At 45.3% G+C, this 23,531-nt stretch carries 21 protein-coding genes and 1 pseudogene; 14 read left to right on the top strand and 8 right to left on the bottom strand.

The genetic code is table 11. The features are described from left to right. Nucleotides 1-231: 231 nt before the first annotated feature. Both ACRN9H_RS16830 and ACRN9H_RS16825 read left to right on the top strand, forming a co-directional pair. Entirely contained in the window at nt 232-1,233 is a 1,002-nt protein-coding gene (locus ACRN9H_RS16830; protein ID WP_432315284.1) for an NAD(P)H-quinone oxidoreductase, read from the top strand. A gap of 327 nt (nt 1,234-1,560) precedes the next feature. Continuing rightward, nucleotides 1,561-1,965, top strand: a complete 405-nt coding sequence (locus tag ACRN9H_RS16825) for a hypothetical protein (protein WP_432315282.1) — start codon at nt 1,561-1,563, stop codon at nt 1,963-1,965. A gap of 269 nt (nt 1,966-2,234) precedes the next feature. Here ACRN9H_RS16825 and galK read toward each other — a convergent pair whose 3' ends face one another. From galK to cutA, 4 genes are all read right to left on the bottom strand, one after another. Then, nucleotides 2,235-3,380, bottom strand: coding sequence for a galactokinase (gene galK, locus ACRN9H_RS16820; protein ID WP_432315280.1), 1,146 nt, complete (start codon nt 3,378-3,380; stop codon nt 2,235-2,237). 298 nt (nt 3,381-3,678) lie between these two features. Then, the gene (locus ACRN9H_RS16815; RefSeq protein WP_432315278.1) at nt 3,679-5,343 is read right to left on the bottom strand and encodes a cation:proton antiporter; all 1,665 of its coding nucleotides are present in this window, start codon (nt 5,341-5,343) and stop codon (nt 3,679-3,681) included. 197 nt (nt 5,344-5,540) lie between these two features. Beyond that, nucleotides 5,541-7,400 carry a protein-disulfide reductase DsbD gene (locus tag ACRN9H_RS16810; protein ID WP_432315277.1) on the bottom strand — a complete coding sequence of 620 codons (1,860 nt, stop codon included), beginning with the start codon at nt 7,398-7,400 and terminating at the stop codon, nt 5,541-5,543. Then, nucleotides 7,397-7,720, bottom strand: a complete 324-nt coding sequence (cutA, locus tag ACRN9H_RS16805) for a divalent-cation tolerance protein CutA (protein ID WP_113940010.1) — start codon at nt 7,718-7,720, stop codon at nt 7,397-7,399. The genes ACRN9H_RS16810 and cutA overlap by 4 nt, the downstream gene beginning before the upstream one ends. Nucleotides 7,721-7,945: 225 nt before the next feature. Between cutA and ACRN9H_RS16800 the strand changes: the two genes are divergently transcribed. Continuing rightward, on the top strand, nt 7,946-8,545 hold the full coding sequence (locus ACRN9H_RS16800) for an FxsA family protein (protein WP_432315275.1): 600 nt from the start codon (nt 7,946-7,948) through the stop codon (nt 8,543-8,545). 491 nt (nt 8,546-9,036) lie between these two features. Continuing rightward, nucleotides 9,037-10,026, top strand: coding sequence for a LysR family transcriptional regulator (locus ACRN9H_RS16795; protein ID WP_432315324.1), 990 nt, complete (start codon nt 9,037-9,039; stop codon nt 10,024-10,026). Nucleotide 10,027: 1 nt separating this feature from the next. Here the strand turns inward: ACRN9H_RS16795 and ACRN9H_RS16790 are convergent, their stop codons facing one another. Further along, on the bottom strand, nt 10,028-11,395 hold the full coding sequence (locus ACRN9H_RS16790; RefSeq protein ID WP_432315273.1) for an MATE family efflux transporter: 1,368 nt from the start codon (nt 11,393-11,395) through the stop codon (nt 10,028-10,030). A 225-nt stretch (nt 11,396-11,620) separates the two neighbouring features. On the opposite strand from ACRN9H_RS16790, the gene ACRN9H_RS16785 reads away from it, so the two are divergent. From ACRN9H_RS16785 to ACRN9H_RS16755, 7 genes are all read left to right on the top strand, one after another. Continuing rightward, nucleotides 11,621-11,911, top strand: a complete 291-nt coding sequence (locus tag ACRN9H_RS16785) for a co-chaperone GroES (protein WP_006086113.1) — start codon at nt 11,621-11,623, stop codon at nt 11,909-11,911. A gap of 57 nt (nt 11,912-11,968) precedes the next feature. After that, nucleotides 11,969-13,606: a chaperonin GroEL gene (gene groL, locus ACRN9H_RS16780; RefSeq protein ID WP_432315272.1), complete on the top strand. Its 1,638-nt coding sequence runs from the start codon at nt 11,969-11,971 to the stop codon at nt 13,604-13,606. A gap of 884 nt (nt 13,607-14,490) precedes the next feature. Beyond that, complete coding sequence (locus tag ACRN9H_RS16775; protein WP_311990339.1) at nt 14,491-15,576, top strand: AAA family ATPase; 1,086 nt, start codon at nt 14,491-14,493, stop codon at nt 15,574-15,576. Then, nucleotides 15,537-16,238 (top strand): DUF4276 family protein, encoded by a 702-nt coding sequence (locus tag ACRN9H_RS16770; protein WP_432315270.1) that lies wholly within the window; start codon nt 15,537-15,539, stop codon nt 16,236-16,238. Before ACRN9H_RS16775 ends, ACRN9H_RS16770 begins: the two co-directional genes overlap by 40 nt. Before the next feature lie 389 nt (nt 16,239-16,627). Beyond that, nucleotides 16,628-16,864 carry a type II toxin-antitoxin system antitoxin HipB gene (gene hipB, locus ACRN9H_RS16765; protein WP_105253052.1) on the top strand — a complete coding sequence of 79 codons (237 nt, stop codon included), beginning with the start codon at nt 16,628-16,630 and terminating at the stop codon, nt 16,862-16,864. Between the two features lie 3 nt (nt 16,865-16,867). Continuing rightward, the gene (locus ACRN9H_RS16760; RefSeq protein ID WP_432315269.1) at nt 16,868-18,169 is read left to right on the top strand and encodes a HipA domain-containing protein; all 1,302 of its coding nucleotides are present in this window, start codon (nt 16,868-16,870) and stop codon (nt 18,167-18,169) included. Nucleotides 18,170-18,686: 517 nt separating this feature from the next. Continuing rightward, a complete protein-coding gene (locus ACRN9H_RS16755) occupies nt 18,687-19,073 on the top strand; it encodes a carboxymuconolactone decarboxylase family protein (protein ID WP_219253638.1) in 387 nt (128 codons plus the stop codon). A gap of 127 nt (nt 19,074-19,200) precedes the next feature. Here ACRN9H_RS16755 and ACRN9H_RS16750 read toward each other — a convergent pair whose 3' ends face one another. Next, the gene (locus ACRN9H_RS16750) at nt 19,201-19,452 is read right to left on the bottom strand and encodes a DUF2999 family protein (protein ID WP_286992106.1); all 252 of its coding nucleotides are present in this window, start codon (nt 19,450-19,452) and stop codon (nt 19,201-19,203) included. 295 nt (nt 19,453-19,747) lie between these two features. On the opposite strand from ACRN9H_RS16750, the gene ACRN9H_RS16745 reads away from it, so the two are divergent. The 3 genes from ACRN9H_RS16745 (at nt 19,748) to ACRN9H_RS16735 (ending at nt 22,557) form a co-directional block, all read left to right on the top strand. Then, nucleotides 19,748-21,262 carry an ATP-binding cassette domain-containing protein gene (locus ACRN9H_RS16745; protein WP_432315322.1) on the top strand — a complete coding sequence of 505 codons (1,515 nt, stop codon included), beginning with the start codon at nt 19,748-19,750 and terminating at the stop codon, nt 21,260-21,262. Nucleotides 21,263-21,748: 486 nt separating this feature from the next. Beyond that, the gene (locus ACRN9H_RS16740; protein ID WP_012088215.1) at nt 21,749-22,045 is read left to right on the top strand and encodes a DUF134 domain-containing protein; all 297 of its coding nucleotides are present in this window, start codon (nt 21,749-21,751) and stop codon (nt 22,043-22,045) included. After that, nucleotides 22,042-22,557 (top strand): NifB/NifX family molybdenum-iron cluster-binding protein, encoded by a 516-nt coding sequence (locus ACRN9H_RS16735; RefSeq protein ID WP_432315268.1) that lies wholly within the window; start codon nt 22,042-22,044, stop codon nt 22,555-22,557. The genes ACRN9H_RS16740 and ACRN9H_RS16735 overlap by 4 nt, the downstream gene beginning before the upstream one ends. 19 nt (nt 22,558-22,576) lie before the next feature. Here ACRN9H_RS16735 and ACRN9H_RS16730 read toward each other — a convergent pair whose 3' ends face one another. Next, nucleotides 22,577-22,921: a thioredoxin family protein gene (locus ACRN9H_RS16730; protein ID WP_432315267.1), complete on the bottom strand. Its 345-nt coding sequence runs from the start codon at nt 22,919-22,921 to the stop codon at nt 22,577-22,579. Nucleotides 22,922-22,972: 51 nt separating this feature from the next. Next, a pseudogene (locus tag ACRN9H_RS16725) lies at nt 22,973-23,422 on the bottom strand (excalibur calcium-binding domain-containing protein); the annotation flags it as partial. Nucleotides 23,423-23,531: the final 109 nt, after the last annotated feature.

Below are 23,531 nucleotides of genomic sequence, written 5' to 3'. Positions count from 1 at the left end.
TGAAAATTGACATTACGCTATTGATGCTATTCATTTAGTTTGCCGTATTGATTGCCACGCAAGTAGGCATGAAAATTTATCAATAATAGGAATAATAGTGGCTATTTGGTTTGGAATCACGCTAGCTTAAGCGCATTAAGATTTATATCTATCATATCGATGATGAGATCGTGACGGTTAACACATCGCAATCGGCTATTAAGCAAAGGTGCTATTTTTAAAGGAGCTTGTATGTCAGTTTTACTCCGCGATTACACCCATATTTATGTTGAACAACCCGGTAGCCCTGAGGTGATGCAGCTATCGCGCTCGCCTTTGCCTGTGCCTGCCGCAGGGCAAGTCTTGATCCGCGTACATGCTGCTGGGGTGAATGGGCCCGATATAAAACAAAGAGTGGGCGCTTATCCACCTCCACCAGGGGCATCACCTATTATTGGACTTGAAGTCGCAGGGGATATTTGTGCTCTTGGAGAAGGTGTCAATCAATGGCAAATTAACGATAAAGTATGCGCTCTAGTGCCGGGCGGCGGTTATGGCGAGTATGTGCTTACCTATGCCGCCCACTGTTTACCTATTCCAACGGGCTTTAGCTATGTGCAAGCGGCTGCACTGCCCGAAACCTTTTTCACCGTATGGGGCAACCTATTTATACGTGCAGGACTAAAAGCGGGTGAAACTGTGCTGATCCACGGCGGCTCAGGCGGTATCGGTAGTACGGCAATTCAGCTCGCCAGTGCATTAGGCGCTAAGGTTATCGCCACCACAGGACATGATGAAAAGCGTGATTACTGTTTAAGTTTGGGCGCTGAGGATGTCATCAACTATCGTACTCAGAACTTTGTCGAACCTGTGATGGCGCTCACCCAAGATAAAGGCGTTAACGTGGTATTTGATATCGCCGGTGGCGATTTTATTAACCTCGATTTACAAGCCTTAGCGATGGACGGGCGTATGGTGTCGGTGGCAATGCAGCGTGGCCCTAAGGCTGAGGTAGATATTTTTCGGTTAATGGCAAAACGGATCATGTGGACAGGCTCAACGCTAAGACCACAAAGTGTAGAGGCTAAAGCTACCATCGCCGCCGAATTATTTGAAAAAGTATGGCCATTATTAAATGCCCATAAAATAGTGCCGCATATTTTTGCGACCTTTCCATTGGGGGAGGCGGCTAAAGCACATGCTTTGATGGAGTCAGGCCAGCACCGTGGAAAGATCGTTTTAACCTTAGTGTGATAATAAAACAAACATGACAGTCGATGATGACTTGTAGATTATTGTGCGCTTTGATGATTTTATGACAAGAATAAAACTTGCCGTGACGTTTTTTTCGGCTAAAGTCGTTGAGGACAAGTCTTTTTCAGCACTTTGATTGAAATTAATACCAAATAAGTGAAAATTTCATGGTTTGAGGCATTGATTCTCGGCAATTTTCTGTAAAAATACCCACTTGAAAACGTCAGATATTTTTCGGCGCTATTAGTGGTTCAAAGCAAGTGATGTTTAGCTTATTCAACCTAAAAAACTCATAGTGTATGTGTTGATTTAAGGGTATTGGCATATATGTATAACACAGCAAAGAAACAGATTTGGTATGGTGAGCTGAGAACATCGAAAGGCAACGTGATTGTCGTCCATGATAACCAGTTGCCAGAAGCCTCTCCCGGCCGTATCTACTTATACAACACTGATCGTAATGCGATTATTGAGTATGTAGAAGATATCGTTAAAGGGAATCTCTATGACTTGGATGATGCAGCGTTAAAAGCGGCTGAGACTAAGTTTAGTGGTGCATGGAAGGCGGCGAGAGCCGAATTCATGATTAAGCATCAAGCCCGTATTGACCTCAACAACGTCAAGGAAACTGCGCCTGTACGTAAGGCTAAACCTGAAGTTGAACCAGAAATTGAACCCGATGCCGTTGGCGTTGATTTTGATGATGATTGGAGCGACAGTTTTGATGATTAACACTGAGTCAGCGGCCTAAAAAACTCAGTGAGTGTAAGGAGTAAAATAGTGCTTATTTTATTCCTTACCATTCTATCTACTCAGGTTCCTATTTACTCAGGTTCTATTTGCTCACAGCTATATTGCTTACCGTTAAAGCCCGCACTGACGACCTTTATCCGCTTATCATGATGCGTCAACGTCGAATTGATAATGGGCGTAATGGTTTATTCATCTTTTCATCACTTGCCACTAGAGCCATTATTAAATGGTTCTTGTTATACAATAACTTAATTATCTATTCGTCCCGCGCCGGCACTGGCAGAACATAAATAGACAGTGGCATCTATACCGGTTTTATCTAAAAATTCGCCTTCAACCGCCGCAACAACCGCATCGGTCAGGTCATGGTCGACTAAGGCCACCACGCAACCATCGGTCATGCGTATGCCACCACGCTCGCCAATCACTTGGCTGACAATCTCAACTAGTACATCAAATTCGGGGAGCGTAATTTCAAAATCATCACGCAGTGAAGCATGGGACTCTGCCATTAAGTGACTTAATTTTTTGATGTTATTTTGCTCTAATGCACGCGCTGCACTCTGCGTGCGGAGGTTTTCTGTGATGACATGCTTGGCACGGCGATATAACACTTCATCTATGTCAGCCTTTGCACTTTCTAATCGACGCAAGTCGAGGTGACGTAGCGCATCTAAACCAAAGTATGCGGCTGCTTGTGCGCATTCATCACGGCGCTGTTGATTGGTGGCAGCTAAACGCTGCTTCTCAATATGAGCATCAATTATGATAAGACTTAAGTTTTCAGGAATGGGTATGGCTTCGCTATCAAGATCTAAACAATCGATTAGCAGCGCATGGTCTTGCTCGCCCATAGCACTGCACATTTGATCCATAATGCCACAGGCAGAGTCTATGTATCTGTGCTCGCCGCGCTGTGCAAGTTGTGCCACTGCCATTGGAGATAAATGCAGTTGGCTGGTATCACTGATAGCAGTACCAAAGGCAACCACCAGCGCGCCCGATGAGGATAAACCTGCCGCGAGTGGTACATCGCCCACAATCGCTAAATCTAACCCTTTAGCTAATAAGCCCGTTTGCGCCATTGCCGCCGTTAAACCCTTGAGATAATTAACCCAACCGTCCTGCGGATCCATGTCATTTTCGTGGCCGAAATTCCATTCTTTAATTTGCCCCGGAAATGCATCGGCAACGGCACGAAATTTAGTGTCATCACGGCGCTTAACGGCAATAACCGTATGAAAGTTAATGGCGGCAGGGAGTACAAAACCGTCGTTATAATCAGTGTATTCACCGATCAGATTGACCCGTCCAGGGGCTTGGTATAAATCATCGGGTTTAGTACCAAAGGTTTGGACAAATAACTTAGTGGCGCGCTGCGCAGGGTTTGACATGCTGTAAAAAATTCCAAAAAGCTGAGCTAATTTCGTTTTTGTCTTCGATTTATATCATGACTGAGTCGGCTATGTAACTGCGATTTTGTGATGAAAAAACGATAGCTAATCATGAAAAAGTCGATACTGGTGGTGAACGTGTCGTCAATAGAGTGACGATTTTATATAGCGCATTGATTTATAATGATTTGTAATTTATTGGCTGGCTGGCTGCCGTGCAAGATTGCAAAGATGTTAATTGCAAGTTTGTACGGCAAACCATTGAGTTATTTTAATTCAATAAAACACTCGCTAGCACTTAACTGTGAGTCACAGTATTAATTTTAGGATCAGTGACTTGCACAATATCTTCAGCCAAAGGTCGCTGCGGCGCATTTTTCTCCGAGTTCTTCAGTAGCTCAGTAATGACATGGTCGACAAAACCGGCACCCGCGGCTTCGTATAAGTTATAAACGCTGTGCACACCTAATTCTCTGAGCGCAGTGGCGTCATCACTGTATTGCACTATCGCACTGATTTTACCTTGATAATCGAGTTTTTTTAGTTGCTCAACCGCAAACATATTGCCCGTATGGTGGGGCATAGCTAACAGGACTAATTCAAGATTCGGTGCATTATCCAGTTTTTCCCAAAAGTCGGTATCCGCCGCATCACCGCGTACAACATTACGGCCTAGGGAACGATGTAAATCAACTAAATCTTGCTTATGTTCAATACCGAGGATTTCGCCGTCAAATTGTGCTCTGAGTTCATCATAGGCACCGCTACCAATACGGCCCATACCTAAGATTAAGAAACGTGGATTACCAATAGCGATCGGCCTGTCTTCTGGGTGTAGCGGACGTTTTTCAAGTCTAATTAAGCGTCGCTGGAACCGTTGATAGATATCACCGACAGTGGCATTGAGCGGCGCCGCGAGTAAGAAGCTAAAACTTAATGCTACGGCAATAATCACCAGCCACTCAGGCGGGAGCCAACCTTTATGGGTCGCAACCGCGGCAACAATTAAACCGAATTCACTGAAGTTACCTAAGTTAAACGAGCCTAACATAGAGGTACGTGAGCGTAGTTTAAAGCGGGTAAGAAGATAGACAAACATTAAAATCTTAAGCGGTATCAACAACACTAATAGCGCTGCGAGGACGACATCCAATACCGTTGGTAATCCGTTAAGCCCTATGGTTAAAAAGAAGGCCACAAGAAATAGCTCTTTAAAGTAGAACAGTGATTTGGCTAGCTCGGAGGACTTTCTATGGCCTGCAAGCAAAATACCAATGATCAGTGCGCCAAGATCGGGTTTTAAGCCAACGGATTCAAATAACCAAGCACCTACCACAAGCGCCATGACTAGACCAAATAATACTAAAAGTTCACCGTGGCCAACACGGTCGAAGATTTTGTAGATAAGCGGTCTAGCAAACGGAAGTAACAATAGTGCAAAGGCCCATACTGAAGGGACATCGCCCTTAGAAATGGTTAAAAACAAGACTGCAAATATATCCTGCATAATCAAGATGCCAATGGCAACGCGGCCATAGAGTGACTGCACGTCGCCCTTATCTTCTAGCACTTTGACCGCAAACACTGTGCTGGAAAAGCTTAACGCGAAAGCAATTAACGTCAGTTGCCCTAAGGTTAGACTGGTCAGTTGGCTTAACCCCACTAGACCTAATAGTTTAAGAATCGGCACAAAAATCAATATTGAGAGCATTAAATGTATGCTCGACCCCGCCCATACTTCGGCTTTAAATAGGCTGCGGATATCAAGTTTTAAGCCGATGGCAAATAAGAGGAGTGTGACACCAAGATTGGCGAGCTCTTGCAATAATGGCAGGCTTTCTTTATCTATCCCGAGTACAAATAGTACAAACCCCGCCACTAAGTAGCCGATAAGGGGGGGGAGTCCTATTCGGCTAACCAGCATGCCGCAGATAAGTGTGATGATGAGGATGCCTGGTTCCATAATGCTCCAATCTAAAAAGTCTAAAATTCTTAGTGATTGTATAAGAAATCTATGACACTTGAACAAAAAAACGGACTTTTAATGAAAAAAGTCCGTTCTTTATTGGTGTTGCGGTAAATCCTCTGTCGGTTAAAACGAGTGCGAGCGACATTGCTCACGAGTTTTATACCTCAGCGATGGCATTTAATCAGTCGTGGTTATTTCACCAGATGATCCAAATGGGCGGCAAAATCTTTGGGGCCCATAAAACCAGTCACGCGTAAATCTTCCCTTTGCTCACCTTGTTCGTTAAATATCAATAAAGTTGGCAGGCCAAGTACATGGTATTTTTCGAGTAAGGCCACATCGACCTTGTCACTCTTAGTCACATCGGCTTGCAGCAGCACGATTTTATTCATGCGGGCTAACACGTCGGCATCCTTAAAGGTGATGGCTTCGAACTCTTTACAGGCAACACACCAATCGGCGTACAGATCGAGCATCACAGGCTTGCCTTGGGCGGCAGCGGCGGCGATTTCTTGCTCAAGATCTTCAATCGACTTAATGCGTTTAAAGCCATGGGCTTCTTCGGTGGTTGCCGTTGTGCCTGCAGGATTGTGATTAAAGCCAAAGTGGCCCATCACAGCTTGGAATCCGTAGGAGAAACTCGCCAGTAGCATCAGAGTTAACAACACTGCACGGACCGTTTGTTTCCAATTAAAGGGGCTGAGTTTGTTTTGATGCATCAAGTAGCCGATGAAGCTCACGCCCCATAGTGACCAGAGCACATCGGATATTACGCCCGTCCAAATTCGGCCGAGCATTACGATAGACACAGCAATCAGCAAGAAGCCGAAGATAGTCTTGATGATGTCCATCCAAGCGCCGGCTCTGGGTAATAATTTACCGCCTGAGGTGCCGATAATAAGTAGTGGTAAGCCCATGCCCATACTCAGCACATACAGGGCTAAGAAGCCTTGGAGTAAGTCGCCGGTTTGCGCCACATAAACGAGCGCACCCGATAGCGGCGCGGTAGTACAAGGTGATGCGACAAGGCCTGAAATCACGCCCATAAAGAATACGCCAACTAAGTTGCCGCCTTTTTGATTATTCGAGACAGAGTTCATCTTCTGCTGCCAGCTTGATGGCAGTTTTAAATCGTACAGGCCAAACATAGATAAGCTGAGCACAAAAAACAAAATCGCGAGTACGACTAATACGGCAGGATGTTGTAATGCTGCTTGGTATTTAAGTCCCGCCGATGCCACCACTAAACCTAAAATAGAGTAAGTGATCGCCATACCTTGTACGTAAGCCATGGACAAGGTAAAGGCTTTTGCGGTTGAGAGTTTTTGCCCTTGGCCAACAATAATGCCCGACAAAATCGGGTACATAGGGAATACGCAAGGCGTTAATGCCAGACCGACACCTAGACCAAAGAAGATCACTAAGGTCCAAATCAGGCTGTCGTTTGACAGCATTTGGCTCAGGGTATCTTGCTGAGTAATGGGTTGGGTATTGGCTTTATCGGCCGTGCTTGGCTCAGCGCTGGCAGACTCAGTGCTTGCTGGTTCTGCTGCGGCGGTCGATTCGCTCGCTTCGGCACCTGCAATTAAGCCATCGTTGGCGGCTATCGCCTTTAAAACGACTTCATGTTTGGTCGGTGGATAACACAATTTACCTTCGGCACAACCCATAAAGGTCACTGTGAGCGTGGCATTTTCATCGGCCTGTTTTAACGCAACAGGAATATCGACATAGGTATAATAGACTTCTTGCTTACCAAAATACTCATCTTCATGGGGCTTTCCCTTTGGCAGAGCGACCGTGCCTAGCTCGGCACCATTGACGCTAAATTTAAGCTTGTCGCGGTACATGTAGTAACCGTCGGCAATCACCCAATTGAGTTTGACCTGATTACCTTCTTGCTTGAAATCGAAGGCAAATGCTTGATCGACAGGCATCAATTCAGGCTCACCCTTCATGAAGTCGAATTTGTTACCGAAAACCCCTTCACTGTGAGCTAAGGGCGTGAGGAGCAATAAAGAAGTGAAAATAAGGCTGAGTAGTTTTTTCATGGCTGAGTGTTGTCTTTTATCCAATCTAAGTAGGCTGGTAGCCCGTGGGTCACAGGCACGGCAATAATTTCGGGTACTTGATAAGGGTGAAGCCTAAGCACAAGTTGTTCTAACTCTGTATATCGACTTTGTAAACATTTAATCTGTAAGCTAAATTCTTGCTCTTCACAGATTTTTCCTTCCCAAGCATAAATTGAACGTATCGGGGCGGAAATCTGAACACAAGCGGCAATACGCGACTCAATTAAAGCTCGAGCCAACGTATTAGCTTGTACTTCATCGGGGCAGGTAGTGCTAACCACTAAATACTGATGCTGCATGGTGTTAGGTATCGTCTCTTAAGAATCTTAAAGTTCGCTTAAGCCAACTTCGTTAGGCTACTTTACGTGTTTTAATGGTCTCATACATTAGCGGGTTAACAAAAGGGTGAGCTAAATATCAGTGTTTTGCTCCCTTACTTCGTCCTAATGGTTATCCTGACTTGAATTAAGACCGGATAACCCCCATTTAGTTTACAGAGATAGTCAGATAAACCTGAGGTCGGTATGTTTTTCATTATTTTTTTACTCTTTGTGCTGATCCCAGTAATAGAGCTGTCGGTGCTGATCCGTGTGGGTGAAGTGCTTGGCACTTGGACTACCATAGGTTTAGTGCTGTTTACCGCCGTGCTCGGGGTCTCTTTGGTTCGCAGCCAAGGCTTAAACACCTTAATGCAAGTACAACAAAAACTCGCCCGCGGTGAAGCACCGGGGCAAGAAATCGTTGAAGGTATGATGTTAGCTATGGCGGGCATCTTGCTCGTGATTCCCGGTTTTGTGACCGACGCCATTGGCTTGTTATTCTTGACCCCACTCACCCGTCGTCCTATTGCGGCACTGTTGTTTAAACGTATGCAGCTCAGGGTTGTTGCTGGTTTACAAGGTGGCGTGCACGGTGGTTTTAATGCGGGACAAAGTCCCTTTGGCCCTAAACCGCAGGACCCATTTGGCCAAGCGCCATTTGATGATAGTGTGAAAAAAGACGGTAATGTGTTTGAGGGCGATTTTGAAGATAAGACCGAACATAACGTCGATGCTAGTGATATCAAACCGACTAGCCATCAAATCACGAATAAACCGATAGACACAGACCTTAACAATAAATGACCAACCAGCTCCTGTTATAGAGACTGGTCGGCCGCGCCGGGAAGCATTTTGGATAAAGCACTGAGTCGGTCTGTGGGGTAATGGTTAAATAACCCAGTTCGCATGTCCGACTCTAATACCAATCGTCTTAAATATTTGTTCATTCAGCGGGAGTTCAACGCGCTTTAGACAAGGCAAAGGCTTGAAAAGCATAGTGGTGCTCTATCAAAAGCCTTACACGCAGTATAAAGCGCTTTGCCATGCCGTTAAATCAGCCGCCCTTTGGGAGCCTCACAGGCATCCCACTCCCGTGTTGCATTGACTTAAAAGGGAATAACCATTTCTTCGTCAATGCGCCTCGGATTGAAATACCTGTGAGGCTCTGAACTGATTAGATATTTAATGTGATTGGTATAATAACAGTGCGCGAAGATACCAGCTAAAGTAGTTGCAATAAACGGGATACTTTGGGATTATCAGTCCCACATAATGAGATTGAACTTAAGGTCAAAATGAAGACAGAGGACTTAGCGTTATTCCACCGAATTGCTGAAACCGGTAGTTTGATTGAAGCGGCAGATTTACTTAACTTGCCAAAATCGACTGTGAGTCGGCGTTTGCAAGCCTTGGAAGATGAGCTGAACATTAAATTGTTCCACCGTCAGAGCCGCTCTATGACGCTTACTTCTGCAGGTAGCCATTTTTACCAGCGTTCGCAAAACATTCTGGCCCAGCTCGATGAAACCCTATTCGAAATGACCAATGACGATGCTGAGATCAGCGGGCATTTGCGTATTCAAATGTTCCCTATCCACAGCATGAAAATCTTGATGCAAGCCATTTTCCGCTTTATGGATATGCACCCAAAACTCACTTTAGAAGTCATCAGCAGTTCAGAATCCGTCGATATGGTGAAACATAATCTCGATGTGGCCTTTGTGGTCGAGCCTGCGTTGGATACCTTAGATTTAGTGGTGCGGTCAATTTTTACCACTGACTTACGTTTTTACGCCAGTCCAAAATATTTAGCGGCACATGGCACACCTAAAACACCGAAAGAGATTGAAGCGCATAATGTGTCTTTATTTCGTTTATCTAATGGCAAAATCTTTAATGAGTTATTTATCGGTTCTGAACAAGAGGTGAGAGTCAGAGGCAATTTCTGCTCGAACAGTATTGAAGTGGCGGTTGAGTTTGCGTTGCAAGGGCGCGGTATCGTGTATGCACCTGCTGAAGTCGTTGCCGAATATGTACAAAGCGGTGAGTTAGTGACCTTATTACCTGAAATCCAACCCCACCAAGGCGAGTGCTTCTTAGCTTATCCATCAAGACGTTACGTGAGTTTAGCCAGTCGGCGCTTTATCGACTATATCATGCAAGAGTTAGTGCCAAACGGGGTGCCGACTAATATGAGTGAGCAAGGCCCACGTCGATCCTGTAAAGCCTCTACGGGAGCGTTTTCAGACGACGTGTTGCGCTTTCCCGTTAAAAAATCAAGCTAGTTTAACCCTCGCTAATGGCGTTGGCGGTCGTGACCTTTGTCGGTTCACAGATCCGCTGCGCCAGCCAATAACAGGCAAGTCCCATCAAAATATTGGTCACAGGTAGCGCGAGCAGCAGGCCTTTAACGTCACCTATATACGATCCCAAGGCTGCTAGTGGCAGCATAAGTAGTACTAAGCGGCACAGGTTGATGACTAATGAACTCATAGGTCTGTGATACGCATTGAGCGAGGTTGCGACAATAATTACTATGCCCAAAGGTCCGTAGGCGCAGGGCAGCACTAAGATATAAAAACTCAGCCATTCGATAACCTGCGGATCGGTACTGAATAAATGTGCGATAGGCTCGGCTAAAAAGATCAGTGGAATATAAAGTAAGGTTTGGAAAATAAAGATAAATTTTATCGATAACAACAGGGCTTCTTTCGCTCTGTGTGGCTGTCCTGCCCCTAAGTTTTGTGCAATAAAGGGCATTAAACTCGACGACAGTGCCATTACCACTATTAATAGCACTGACTCTAACCGAGTACCGGCACCAAAGGCCGCCACGGCACTGTGATCGATATGCGCCAACATGGCCATAATAATGGCATTGGCTAGTGGATTGATTAAATTCATCAAGGCGGCGGGCTGGGCTATATGGGCTAATTTGCTCCAGTTCGCGCGCATTCTGTCTATGTCAAAGGCGGCCCATTCGAGCATTTTGCGCCTAACAATCAACAAATATCCCGATAAAGATAAGGCAATCAACCAAGCGAACAGGGTTGCAATCGCGGCGCCTTGGATTTCTAAACGTGGAAATGGCCCAATACCAAAAATCAATAATGGATCGAGGATAAGATTAATGAGCGCCGCCAGTGCCATGATCATCGCCGGCGAGCGGGTGTCGCCAGTGGAACGTAAGCCTTGATTGCCTACCATCAACAATACCAGCAGCGGTGCGCTGACATACCAAAAAATCATATAGTCGTGGATCAGCGGCAAGCTGTCATCGTTTGCCCCGAGTAAGCGAAACAGTGGCGTAATAAAAATGCTACCTAGGGCGGCTAAACTGGCGATCAAGACAAAGGTGAGCAATAAGGCATCATGCAAGAACACTTTGGCCTTGTGGGCATTACCCGAACCGATCAGTCGGCCTAAATTAGTCGATACCCCAGCGCCAATACCAATGGCGATGCTCGAGATCACTAAGGTCACCGGGAAGGTAAAACTGATGGCAGCTAAGGCTTCGGTGCCCAATTGGCTGATAAAAAAAGTGTCAGCGAGGCTGAAACCTAGAATGGTCATAATGCCAATTAAGTTGGGGAGGCTCATGTTGAGCAGTACACGACCAATTGGCGCGGTGAGCAGCCCGTGTCTGTCTTTCATGGGAAAAATAGTGCCTTGTTAGCGAGCGGAGGCGAGATTCTAGCAGGATTGTGCTCACTTGAAAAAACTGACATCAAAAAATTGAAGTTTTTTTTGTTAATGCCCTTGGATCTGGATAGCATCAGCCCCATATCTCACACAAGAAAGAAGCAGGCTAACGTATCTGTTTTTTTAATCACAAATCGGCTCGTTTGTAGGGCATCAAATCATTAGGAGAGTTCATAGATGAATATTCGTCCATTACATGACCGCGTAATCGTTAAGCGTTTAGAAGTTGAATCAACATCAGCGGGTGGCATAGTACTGACTGGTAGCGCCGCTGAAAAATCAACTCGCGGTGAAATCCTCGCTGTGGGCAATGGCCGTATTTTAGAAAATGGCACAGTTAAACCACTAGATGTCAAAGTGGGCGACGTGGTGATCTTCAACGAAGGTTACGGCGTGAAGAAAGAAAAAATTGACGGTCAAGAAGTCTTGATCCTGTCAGAAGCTGACCTGATGGCAGTAGTGGGTTAATCCTCAGCATCAATTCGACATTCCAATTAATCATTAAAAATTTAAAGGATAATCAAGATGGCAGCTAAAGAAGTTGTATTTGGTAACGACGCACGCTTAAGAATGTTGGCTGGCGTAAATATTCTAGCAAACGCAGTTAAAGTGACTTTAGGCCCTAAAGGTCGTCACGTGGTATTAGATAAGAGCTTTGGCTCACCACTGATCACTAAAGACGGCGTATCTGTTGCCAAAGAAATCGAATTAGAAGATAAATTCGAAAACATGGGCGCGCAAATGGTGAAAGAAGTTGCTTCTAAAGCCAACGACGCTGCCGGTGATGGTACTACGACTGCAACAGTACTGGCTCAAGCCATTGTTGTTGAAGGCTTAAAAGCCGTTGCAGCCGGTATGAACCCAATGGATCTAAAGCGCGGTATCGACAAAGCGGTTATTGCTGCTGTTGCTGAATTAAAAGCTTTATCACAACCTTGTGCAGATTCAAAAGCGATTGCGCAAGTTGCGACTATCTCTGCAAACTCAGACGAATCTATCGGCGAAATCATCGCCACTGCGATGGAAAAAGTCGGTAAAGAAGGCGTGATCACCGTTGAAGAAGGCCAAGCGCTGGAAAACGAATTAGAAGTCGTAGAAGGTATGCAGTTTGATCGTGGCTACCTGTCTCCTTACTTCATCAATAAGCCAGAAACTGGCAGCATTGAGCTAGACAGTCCGTACGTACTGTTAGTAGACAAAAAAATCTCTAACATTCGCGAACTGTTACCGATTCTTGAAGGTCTAGCAAAAACTGGTAAGCCATTGCTTATTATTGCTGAAGACGTTGAAGGTGAAGCATTAGCGACGTTAGTTGTGAACAACATGCGCGGTATCGTAAAAGTAGCCGCTGTTAAGGCTCCAGGCTTTGGCGATCGTCGTAAGGCAATGCTGCAAGACGTAGCAATCCTGACTGGCGGTACTGTTATTGCTGAAGAAATCGGCCTAGAGCTTGAAAAAGCGACTTTGGAAGATTTAGGTACAGCTAAGCGTGTTGTAATCACTAAAGATAACACTACCATCATCGATGGTAACGGCGAGCAAACACAAATTGCTGCTCGCGTAAGCCAAATCAAACAACAAATTGAAGAATCAACGTCAGACTACGACAAAGAAAAACTGCAAGAGCGTATGGCTAAATTAGCTGGCGGCGTAGCAGTCATCAAAGTTGGCGCAGCAACTGAAGTTGAAATGAAAGAGAAAAAAGCGCGCGTTGAAGATGCTCTGCATGCAACTCGTGCAGCAGTAGAAGAAGGCGTAGTACCTGGCGGCGGTGTTGCTCTGGTTCGCGTAGCTTCTAAAATTGCTGAACTTGAAGTATTAAACGAAGACCAAAAACACGGTGTGGTTATCGCACTGCGTGCAATGGAAGCGCCACTGCGCCAAATTGCGACTAACGCAGGTGAAGAAGCGTCAGTTGTTGCTAACACAGTGAAAAACGGTAGCGGTAACTTCGGTTACAACGCCGGTAACGATACCTACGGTGACATGTTAGAAATGGGTATTCTTGACCCAACTAAAGTGACCCGTTGTGCGTTGCAATTCGCTGCGTCAATCGCAGGTCTGATGATCACGACTGAAGCAATGGTTGCTGAAATTCCACAAAATGCTGGCCAAGATATGGGCGGTATGGGTGGGATGGGCGGAATGGGCGGCATGATGTGATCCTAGCTGGTTAAAATCATTTATAGCGGCGTTACTTTGTTACTCGTGTAGAAAAACACTACACGTCGCAACAAAAAGCCTTGCTCTAAAACGATTTTTCCTGCGCTAGATTAGCAAAAACATCTGCGGTCTTTAGCTTAATCGCTTAAACCTAAATTCTTGTAAGAGAAAAATGAAAACCCCGACTCAGGTAACTGAGTCGGGGTTTTGTTTTTGGCGCTGACTGCGCCAGAGAGTTGATGTTATCTCGGCTAATATAGATGCTGCGAATGGACTACAGCAGCGCTATAAGGTTCAGTATTTCCTAATTGCCTGCCGCAGGCTCTCGCACTGTTACACCAGTGACACGCCGTAGATACTTCCCTGTAGGCTCTACTAAAACATCCATGTTTTAGAAGGTCACTGGTGCAACAATGCTGTATTTGGTGCAACCATTGCACGAAGAGTTATGCCTGTCCTATCTTTCAATCAGTAACTTAACAACAATAGCGCGAAGAATACCGCAGGCAATAGCTGAGGTGATTTCAATGCTCCCAGCTCTCGATGAGAGTAAAACAGTATTTGTGGCTCATTACAAAACGCAGTTGCTGGCGAGATGTGATCGTTACCTTAGTTTTGCCGCCGAGGTCAGGGAAGTGTAGCTCTAGCTACATCTTATCACCCAGCGGTAATTTCGCAGGGGGGAGTGAAATACTATCACCTCGATTTTGTTTGTTAATCCATAGAGAGTTGGGCATATCCCTTTTTATTGAGGAGATAAAGAGAAAAGCGTAGAAAGTGGAGGTTGTGAGGTATAATCGCCAATCAATCGAAATGTGTTTAGCGAAGCCAAATTAACAAGCCATTCAGTTAATATAGTGCCGTTACCAGAAAAGAGGAAGCCAATGAGTAAGATAGACAAGTTAACCATCCAGGGGTTTAAGTCTATCCGTTTGCTGGATAAGCTACAGCTCAAGAACTTAAACGTACTTATCGGTGCAAATGGCGTCGGTAAGAGTAACTTTGTCAGTTACTTTAAAATGTTACATGAGTTGGTAGAAGGCCGTTTGCAGGTTTGGACGAGCAAACAAGGCGGTGCTGATCGCGTACTAACCTTTGGCTTAAAAGAAACGAGCAGCTTTTCTTCCACGCTACTTTTTGGACGTAATGGTTACCATGTAGTCTTAGAGCCGACGACAAATGAAGGTTTTACATTTGTTTCGGAGAAAGTTCATTTCAAAGGCGATAGTGTTATTACATCCCCAGATCTCGGTTCTGGTCATATGGAATCACTGTTGAAAGAACATACAAAGCCTATTTCAAAGTTTTGTTACAGTTCCATATCTTCTTGGAAGGTATTTCATTTTCACGACACTAGTGATACTGCGGCAGTTAAGCGAGCAGGAGCTGCTCACGACAACGAATATCTACGCCCAGATGCAGGCAACTTAGCTGCGTACTTGTTTAAGTTGCAGCGTGAAAACCCTGATGTATACGCTCAGATCTGTAAAACAGTTCGCTTAGCTGTACCCTTCTTTGATGACTTCGTGCTCAAGCCTGTTCCGCTTGCTTCTGGTGAAGAGCAAATACGCTTATTGTGGAAACAAGCCGATAGTGACTACCCTCTTTGGCCTAGTCAGCTTTCTGACGGCTCTATCCGTTTTATTTGTTTGGTCACTGCTTTATTACAACCTAACCCACCATCGACCATCATCATCGATGAGCCCGAACTAGGCTTACACCCTTATGCGATAACGCTATTAGGGGCATTGTTACGCAGCGCGTCAAAACGGATGCAAGTGATCGTATCTACGCAATCCGTTCCACTACTTAATGAATTTGAGTTGGATGATCTGATTGTTGTAGAGCGTGAAGAAGGCGCATCGATATTTAAACGCTTAGATGCCGACAAGTTCCGTACTTGGCTTGATGACTATTCGGTTGGGGAGCTATGGGAGAAAAACATCATTGGTGGGAGACCATCAAAATGACTATAGTGCATGTAATTTGTGAAGGACAAACAGAAGAAGCCTTTGTGAAAGAATTGCTGGTGGAACCATTCGCCCTTAAAGGTATTTACTTGATGCCAGGGCTTATTGGTCGCCCAGGCCATAAAGGAGGAAACTTCAAGTTTGAGCGGCTTGTCCCTGATATCGAAAAGCGTTTGCTGGCAGACCAACAGTGCTATTGCACTACCTTCTTTGATTTCTACGGATTACCAGAGAGCTTCCCTGGGAAGAATGCCGTCGATGCTAATGCACCTGTCGCCGTTAAGGCTCAAACACTACAAAACGCATTCACAGAAAAACTGACTGAGAGAATCGGTGCGAACGCTATGCGTCGGTTTATCCCTTACGTGCAGATGTACGAGTTTGAAGCTCTGCTCTTTAGCGATCCGATAAAGATGGCTCAAGGTATGGATAGAGTAGAACTGGAAACGGTCTTTACCGAGATCGCAAACAGCTTCGACTCACCAGAACATATCAACAACAGCCCGCAAACAGCACCAAGTAAGCGCATCGAAAACCATATTTTCGGCTATGAAAAACCACTTTTAGGAACTTTGGCAGCTTTAGACGTGGGTCTAGAAACCATGCGTGAAAAATGTCCTTTGTTTAATGCTTGGCTAACAAATATAGAAGCATTGGCTTAACCTCGGTTTAAGTTGATTTGTTACAGGGTTTAACGAGCCATCCATTGTTAAATTTGCAGAGTGTATGCTTGTAAAAAGGCATACCGAAAGCGAGGATGCTGGTCTGGAGCCTAAAAGCCTCAAACCAAAGTTCTTGTAAAAGAAAGCCCTGATACTGGAAACAGTGTCGGGGTTTTGTTTTTTGGTCTGGTGACTTGCGTAACGTTCTGGTGTACTTAGCGACACTTTTTGAGATTTAAGCACTGAAATGACCATGAAAGTGTAACATTGTATACTTTTTGATGGCTTGTCATTTTCAACAATCCAAAAGTGTAGTTCTGTACACTTTTATATTGAATGGGGCTGGTTTTAGGGCTAAGGTGTATGAAGTTACACTTTTGGAGATGATGATGGCATCACCGCTAAATCAACAATCCCTAGGCTTGTTAATTAAAGAACGAAGGAAAAGTGCTGCTCTTACCCAAGACGTGGCGGCCATGCTGTGCGGCGTAACCAAAAAAACGCTGATCCGAGTTGAAAAAGGTGAGGATGTTTATATCTCAACCGTATTCAAAATCCTTGATGGTCTGGGGATTGATATCGTTTCGGTTCAAACCAGCGACACCGAAACTAACGGCTGGTATTAACCCATGAGTACTTCTAAAAAGCTCACGTTAGAGATGCACCTCGGTGATTTAATTATCGGGGAGTTATCCTTTGATGCGACGACCGACACCTTTGCCGTACATTACACCGAAAAGTGGCAACAAAGTGGATTTCCACTATCCCCAACAATTCCCTTAGATGGCACAGGAAGTAGCAATCAAATATCAATGTTTTTGGTTAACTTATTGCCAGAAAACAAAGGATTAGATTATCTAATTGAATCGCTTGGCGTCTCCAAGGGAAATACCTTTGCCTTGATCCGTGCAATTGGTCTCGATACCGCAGGTGCAGTTGCTTTTGTTCCTAAAGGGACTTTGCTGCCTGAAACACAATTACGGCCAATTAAGGCTGAAGAAGTTATTCAGCGAATTGAAGATCCCACAATGTGGCCGATGGAAATTTGGGACGGCAAACCTCGACTGTCGGTAGCGGGTGTACAACCTAAATTAAACCTGTTTTATAACGGGAAAGAATTTGCATTTGCCGAAGGCGCGCTTTCATCTACCCATATTGTTAAATTCGAAAAATATCGCCATTTAGTGCTCAATGAATTTATGACGATGCGCCTAGCTAAGGCGATTGGAATGAATGTGGCTAATGTTGATATCGTTCATTTTGGAGATTACAAAGTACTCTGTGTTGAACGCTTTGACCGACGTTATATGCCAAATGAGCAAAGGGTATTAAGAAGGCATATTGTCGATAGCTGCCAAGCACTTGGTTTTAGTGTTAGTAAAAAATATGAACGTAATTTCGGTACGGGGCGTGACGTTAAAGATATTCGTGAAGGGGTAAGTTTTAATAGGCTCTTTAGTCTTGCTGTAAAGTGCCGTAATCCAGTGGCCGCTAAGCAGGATATGTTGCAGTGGGCGCTGTTCAATTTACTGACCGGCAATGCCGATGCACACGGTAAAAACTACTCATTTTTTATGACGCCAAGCGGAATGGAGCCAACTCCTTGGTACGATTTGGTCAGCGTGGCTATGTATGAGGATTTTGAACAACAGCTTGCGATGGCAATCGATGACGAATTTGATCCAAACAGCATTTACGCGTATCAATTGGCCGCATTTATTGATGGCTTAGGTTTACCAAGAAATCTATTAATCAGTAACTTAACGACAATAGCGCGAAGAATACCGCAGGCAATAGCTGAGGTGGATTCAATGCTCTCGGCACTCGATGAGAGTGAAACAGTATTTGTGGCTCATTACAATGCGCAGTTGCTGGCGAGATGTGATCGTTACCTTAGTTTTGCTGCCGATGTCAGGGATGTGGAAGTGTAGCTCTAGCTACATCTTATCAGCCAGCGGTAATTTCGTTGGAGGGTGTATGCTTGTAAAAAAGGCATGCAGATAACTGGATAGTTGGTTGGATTAAGCATTGGCATGTATGTGACTGTTGACGGCATGGCCGCTCTTTCATATCTGACCCATAGGGATATGGGAAATGTCACTATGATGTCTGGAACATCATTGACCATGTGATCGCGGCATTTGCACTTCCGTATGCAGCAGATGCCGTCGTCGAGCCCTCATGGATACTTCTTGTGAAATAAAAGGGGTGGCGTGTCACTGGAATGACAGTGCTTAAATCATCCGTTTGATTTACTTTGGCTGTTAAGCCGCAAACGAGCAGCAAAATAGTCTGCCAACCTTTGATAAGATCGAAAGCGAGGACTGACACATTTCTTTCTGAGCTATTTACAAGAAAAATATAGGTATCTTTGAGTATTCCAAGCTTTGGTGGCGTTTCAATAAGTCTAATCACATAGCTTAATCATATAAAAAGAGGGATGCATCGATGAACGATGAGCAATACGAGAAGGGGCTTGAGGTGCGTCGTGCTGTGATGGGCGATAGCTATGTGGATAAGGCGCTCAATAGTGCGACGGATTTTACCCAGCCGCTGCAAGATTTAGTTACGGCCAATTGCTGGGGTGAGGTTTGGGTACGTGATGCTATTTCAAGGCAAACGCGCAGTTTGATTACCATAGCGACGCTGGCGGCATTAAAGGCACCGACTGAGTTAAAGGGCCATGTGCGGGGTGCGTTAAACAATGGCTGCTCGGTTGAAGAGATCCAAGAAGTCTTACTGCATTGCACCGTTTACTGCGGTATGCCTGCGGGGATTGAAGCTTTTCGAGCGGCGAAAGAGGCGATTGAGGAGTGGCAGGCGCAAAACAGTTAGTTCACTTGGTATTGATCATTTTGAGCGTCAATGGCTTTGCGGTTTAGTGGTTTTAACATTCGCTAGGGGAGCTTAGTTACGCGGATTCCCCTAGCGCATGATGGCTACAAACTTGAACAGTCTGCGCTTATTTTTGCAGTTGGGCTTTTGCGGCTTCTACTTTTGAGAAATCCAAACCGAGTTCAAGCACGGCTTCTTTGATCAAGGCCGGTTTCTGCATCACTAGCCCCAGCAGTTGTTGTAATTTTTCGGCTGGGATACCTAATTGACCGAGCGTACCCATCGCCATTAATGGATTTTCGGTTAATGTTTGAAACAGTTCTTGGATTTTAGTGTCACTAACGTTGTGTTCTTTTAAGATGGCAATAATGGGATTCATTGCATTACCTTGTTGATATGAAAGTTAAACAGGTGCCGATTTTATCACAGTTCTGCCAGAGTGGTTGTCTCATACCACCTTGACCATTGCATTATGCTGCCCTTTATTTATGCCATTCAGCGCATTAGATTTTATTTTCAATAAGCTTTACTCTGATGACTTATCCCTTATTAATCTACTGATAAAAGCTTGAGCTATTTTCGTGCGAAGTGATTGTGTTACTTAACAGGATTGCTTTGTGCAATTACGTTATGCCGCTTTTATCATCCCCTTAAAAATAGAAGGAACTGTGGTTATGCTTGATGTTGTCGCGAACCAAGACAAAAGTATTGTGGTTAAACAGTTGCGATACGGGCGTGACAATGAGGTGCTAGTCGTCGATGAGTGGCAACTGCACCCTGCTGAACATTGGGCGATTTTTGCGACCGACAGCTATTGTGGTTCCTTGCTCGGGCGAATATTAACCGGTGACATTCTGCCCGATGAAGGGACGATTGCTGGCCTGCCGCAACGTATCGGCTGGGTGTCACTTGGGTTGCAACAAGCATTGCTGGAGCGCGAGTTAGAAAAAGACGAATTGGATTACGGTTCGAGTGTCGAATCCTTAGTGTTGGAATGCTGCCAAGATGCCGCACAACTCGCGCCACTATTACAAAAGGTTGGGCTTGAGCCGCTGCGCCTGCGCGGTTTTCGGCAATTATCCACGGGTGAAACGCGCAGAGTCATGCTGGCGCGTGCGCTGGCAATGTTACCGCAATTACTGATTTTAGATGACCCTTATGCAGGGCTCGATGTTGAACATCAGGCGAGTTTATCTGAGCTACTGAGTGAAGTGGCTGCGCATGCTCAGTTGCTGATCATCACCTCACGCCAAGAAGAATTACCGCCGTGTATCAGCCATGTGGCGCTGTTTAATGGCGAGATGCTCAAATCGGGACAGAGTGTGCACAAACTCAGCCCGTCGATGTCGATTGAGCAATGGCACAATCATCCTGTGATGGCGCAGCTGAATGCGTTATCGGCGCAGCGTAGCGATGAACTCTTGGCCTTGATGGAGCGGCAAAGGCACAACGCCGAGGCGTTTGATCCTCTGGTCGAGATTAAAAATGGCAGAGTGGAATACGTCAGTGGGCTGATTTTCAGCGGCGTGAATTGGCGCATCGAGGCGGGGCAACATTGGCAAGTTCGCGGCCCAAATGGCTGCGGTAAAAGCACTTTGCTGGGGCTGATTTTAGGCGACCATCCCCAATGCTATAGCAATGACATCACGCTCTTTGGCCGACCTCGCGGAAGCGGCGAGAGTATTTGGCAGATTAAACAACGGATTGGCATAGTATCGTCGGCGCTACACTTGCAATATCGCGTCAGTTGCTCGGCATTAGATGTGCTGCTTTCGGGCTTTTTTGACTCTATTGGCCTGTACCATAAACCCACTAAACCTCAGCTAGATTTGGCGAAGGAATGGTTGGCGATTCTGCACATGACAGGGTTGGCGAGCACAAGCTTTAAGAAGCTTGATTATGGTCAGCAGCGGTTACTGCTGATAGGTCGCGCCTTGATTAAACAGCCACTGTTGCTGATTTTAGATGAGCCGTATCAGGGCTTAGATTTTATCAATCGCACCTTAGTGATGCGGGCGCTGGAGATGATAGCTGAGCATCATCTGAGCCAATTGCTGTACGTGTCGCACCATAGGGAAGATGCCTTACCTGCGATTAAAAACTTTGTCGATTTTATCAAGCAAGATGACGGCTATTCGGTACAGGTGAACTACTGTGAGTCTGAGGATTTAACCCGTTTAAATCAGTAAATGCCACCTATCGCAACAGCTTAACGGCTGCTTATTTGTTTGCAGAGTTTGTCATTATCTCTCGGCACCCTAATGCAGGTTAAGATTAACCTTACTGGGCGCTAGCCATTGAGTGTGTTAGTCACGTCACACAGCAGTTCTGTTAATTAGTCATGCTTGATATAGGTAACTGTGAGCCGTCTTACAGTTTTGAATGTCGTTGGCGCGAATAATAGTTTCTGGCCTAGGCCAGAAACTCGTGACAGTTTTATGGTTCATCCACTGAACTTATTCATCAAGTCAGTTATCACGCTTGAGAATCCAGAACTATGGACTCCCTTAGCTAGATGAGCCGAGTGTCGTGCGCTGTAAACACGCTTGAGAATCCAGAACTATGGACTCCCTTAGCGAGATGAGCTTTAGTGTCGTGCGCTGTAAACAAGATGTGCACCAAGACCTAAAACACGATTTCAAGACATATAAGACGACTTAAAGATAAAAACATTTATGCCAAGACCCAAAAAATGCCGTCAATTATCGAGCTGTGTGCCCTGTAGCCTATTTAAGCCTAATGGGATCCCTGCAGTTAAATTAACCCATATTCAATTAGAGGCCGATGAGTTTGAGGCCCTCGAACTGGGTGACGTTAAAAGATTAAGCCAGATCGAAGCTGCGGCCTTGATGGGGATCTCTCGGCAAACCTTTGGATACCTTCTCGCCAATGCCCGTAAAAAGGTGGCGACGGCTATCACTCAAGGTCAAGCTTTGAGGCTGCCAACCCAAACAGACAAGGATTTATCATGATTATTGCCATGCCGATGAGCCGCGAACGCCTCGCCAGTCACTTTACGAAAGCCCTACAAATTGGCTTTTATAATGAACAGTTTCAGCTGATTAAGCTGGTCGATAACCCGGCAATTGAGGGTGACTGTAGTGCTAAAAAAGCCTTATTAAAGCTGATTATTCAACAAGGTGCCGACATTGTACTTGTGCAGAATATCGGTGAGCGCATGTTAGGAAAGTTGCTTGATGCGGGTATTAGTGTGAGCAAAGGTAGTGCCAGCCAAACAGTGGCGAATTTGCTTACACAAACAGCGGATCTTAATCTTAGATTGACGGATGCATCCCAAGGCCGCGCTTCACTCAAACATGCAGCCAAGGGCAGATGTTGTCATTCTACAGGTGACGGCTGTGGTTGCAGCGGAAAAGCTAAAGCAGCATCTGGCTCTACACGTCTTATAAGCACACCAGCAGTACAGGTTAAGCTCGATAAGTCAGTGCATTACGCTGGGTTTAGACCCTTGGTAAATAAATAATCTCAGTGTTTAATTTGAATTATTCCGCCACAGTTAAAGCGTAGGGGCGGGCAAGCGCCCCTCGAATATCCGCTAACGAAAACACCTTGGAAAACCGTCCAAAGGTTTTGCCATAAAACACACATTCCACTACAGGCAAGGCAAATACATTGCGGCTCGCCGCTATCTCACCTTGGGCTTGGCAATCAATATAGGCCATCCGCATCTGCGGGAACGCTTGCGCCAACATCTCAGCAATTCTCGGTTTGAGCGTTTGGCATACACCGCAGTTTGGCGCGCCAAATAACAACAGCACCGCTGCGTGCTCGGTTAACATGGACTCAAGCATCTCAGGTGAATCCATTTCAATGATATCAGTGTGCATGCGTTGCCATTTGGAAGTTGTTATGAGTATGAATTCATGGGTGTCGCATCGCTAACTGCACCACTGGCGCTCGCAGGGAATGCCATCATCGTCACCATCCATTTGAGTATTGGGGCAATTTTGGATATAGAAAGTCGCTTCAGCACAGGAACTCATGTGGCTGCAATGGGTTTTACCCGCTTCACATTGGAATCTTGGTGTTGCCGTTGCTTGTGTTCGCGCTTTAGTCTCATACATGGGCATTGGCTGAATGTCTTCATTCGTGAGGACAGGTACTTCATTGAATTCTTGGTATTGTTTAAAGCCAAAGATAACTATGGCCACGATTATTAGCAGCGGGATTATCGTATTAAAAGAGGATTTTCGTGGGCTATGGTAATGCGCTTTGTTTTTGTTATTGAAGTTTTCATTGCGTGATTGGATATGAGAGTGGGAGCGCGGTGTTGCACTCGCTGCAATAACAGCGACGCCTTCAATCGAGGCGGAGACTGTAACTAATTTTGTGTAACTGCTTATCAAAAAGTACTCTATAGAGAGTCAAGGATAGGCAGATTACTCATGAACAACAAAGATATTGAAGCTTTTGCTAAAGAAGCAGCTAAAAGCATTA

Origin of the sequence: Shewanella sp. MF08487 (assembly GCF_050848685.1) — a bacterium.
In the GTDB taxonomy this organism is placed as follows: domain Bacteria; phylum Pseudomonadota; class Gammaproteobacteria; order Enterobacterales; family Shewanellaceae; genus Shewanella; species Shewanella glacialipiscicola.
The sequence above is the reverse complement of the archived record's forward strand: the minus strand, read 5'-3'. Positions and strand labels throughout refer to the sequence as shown.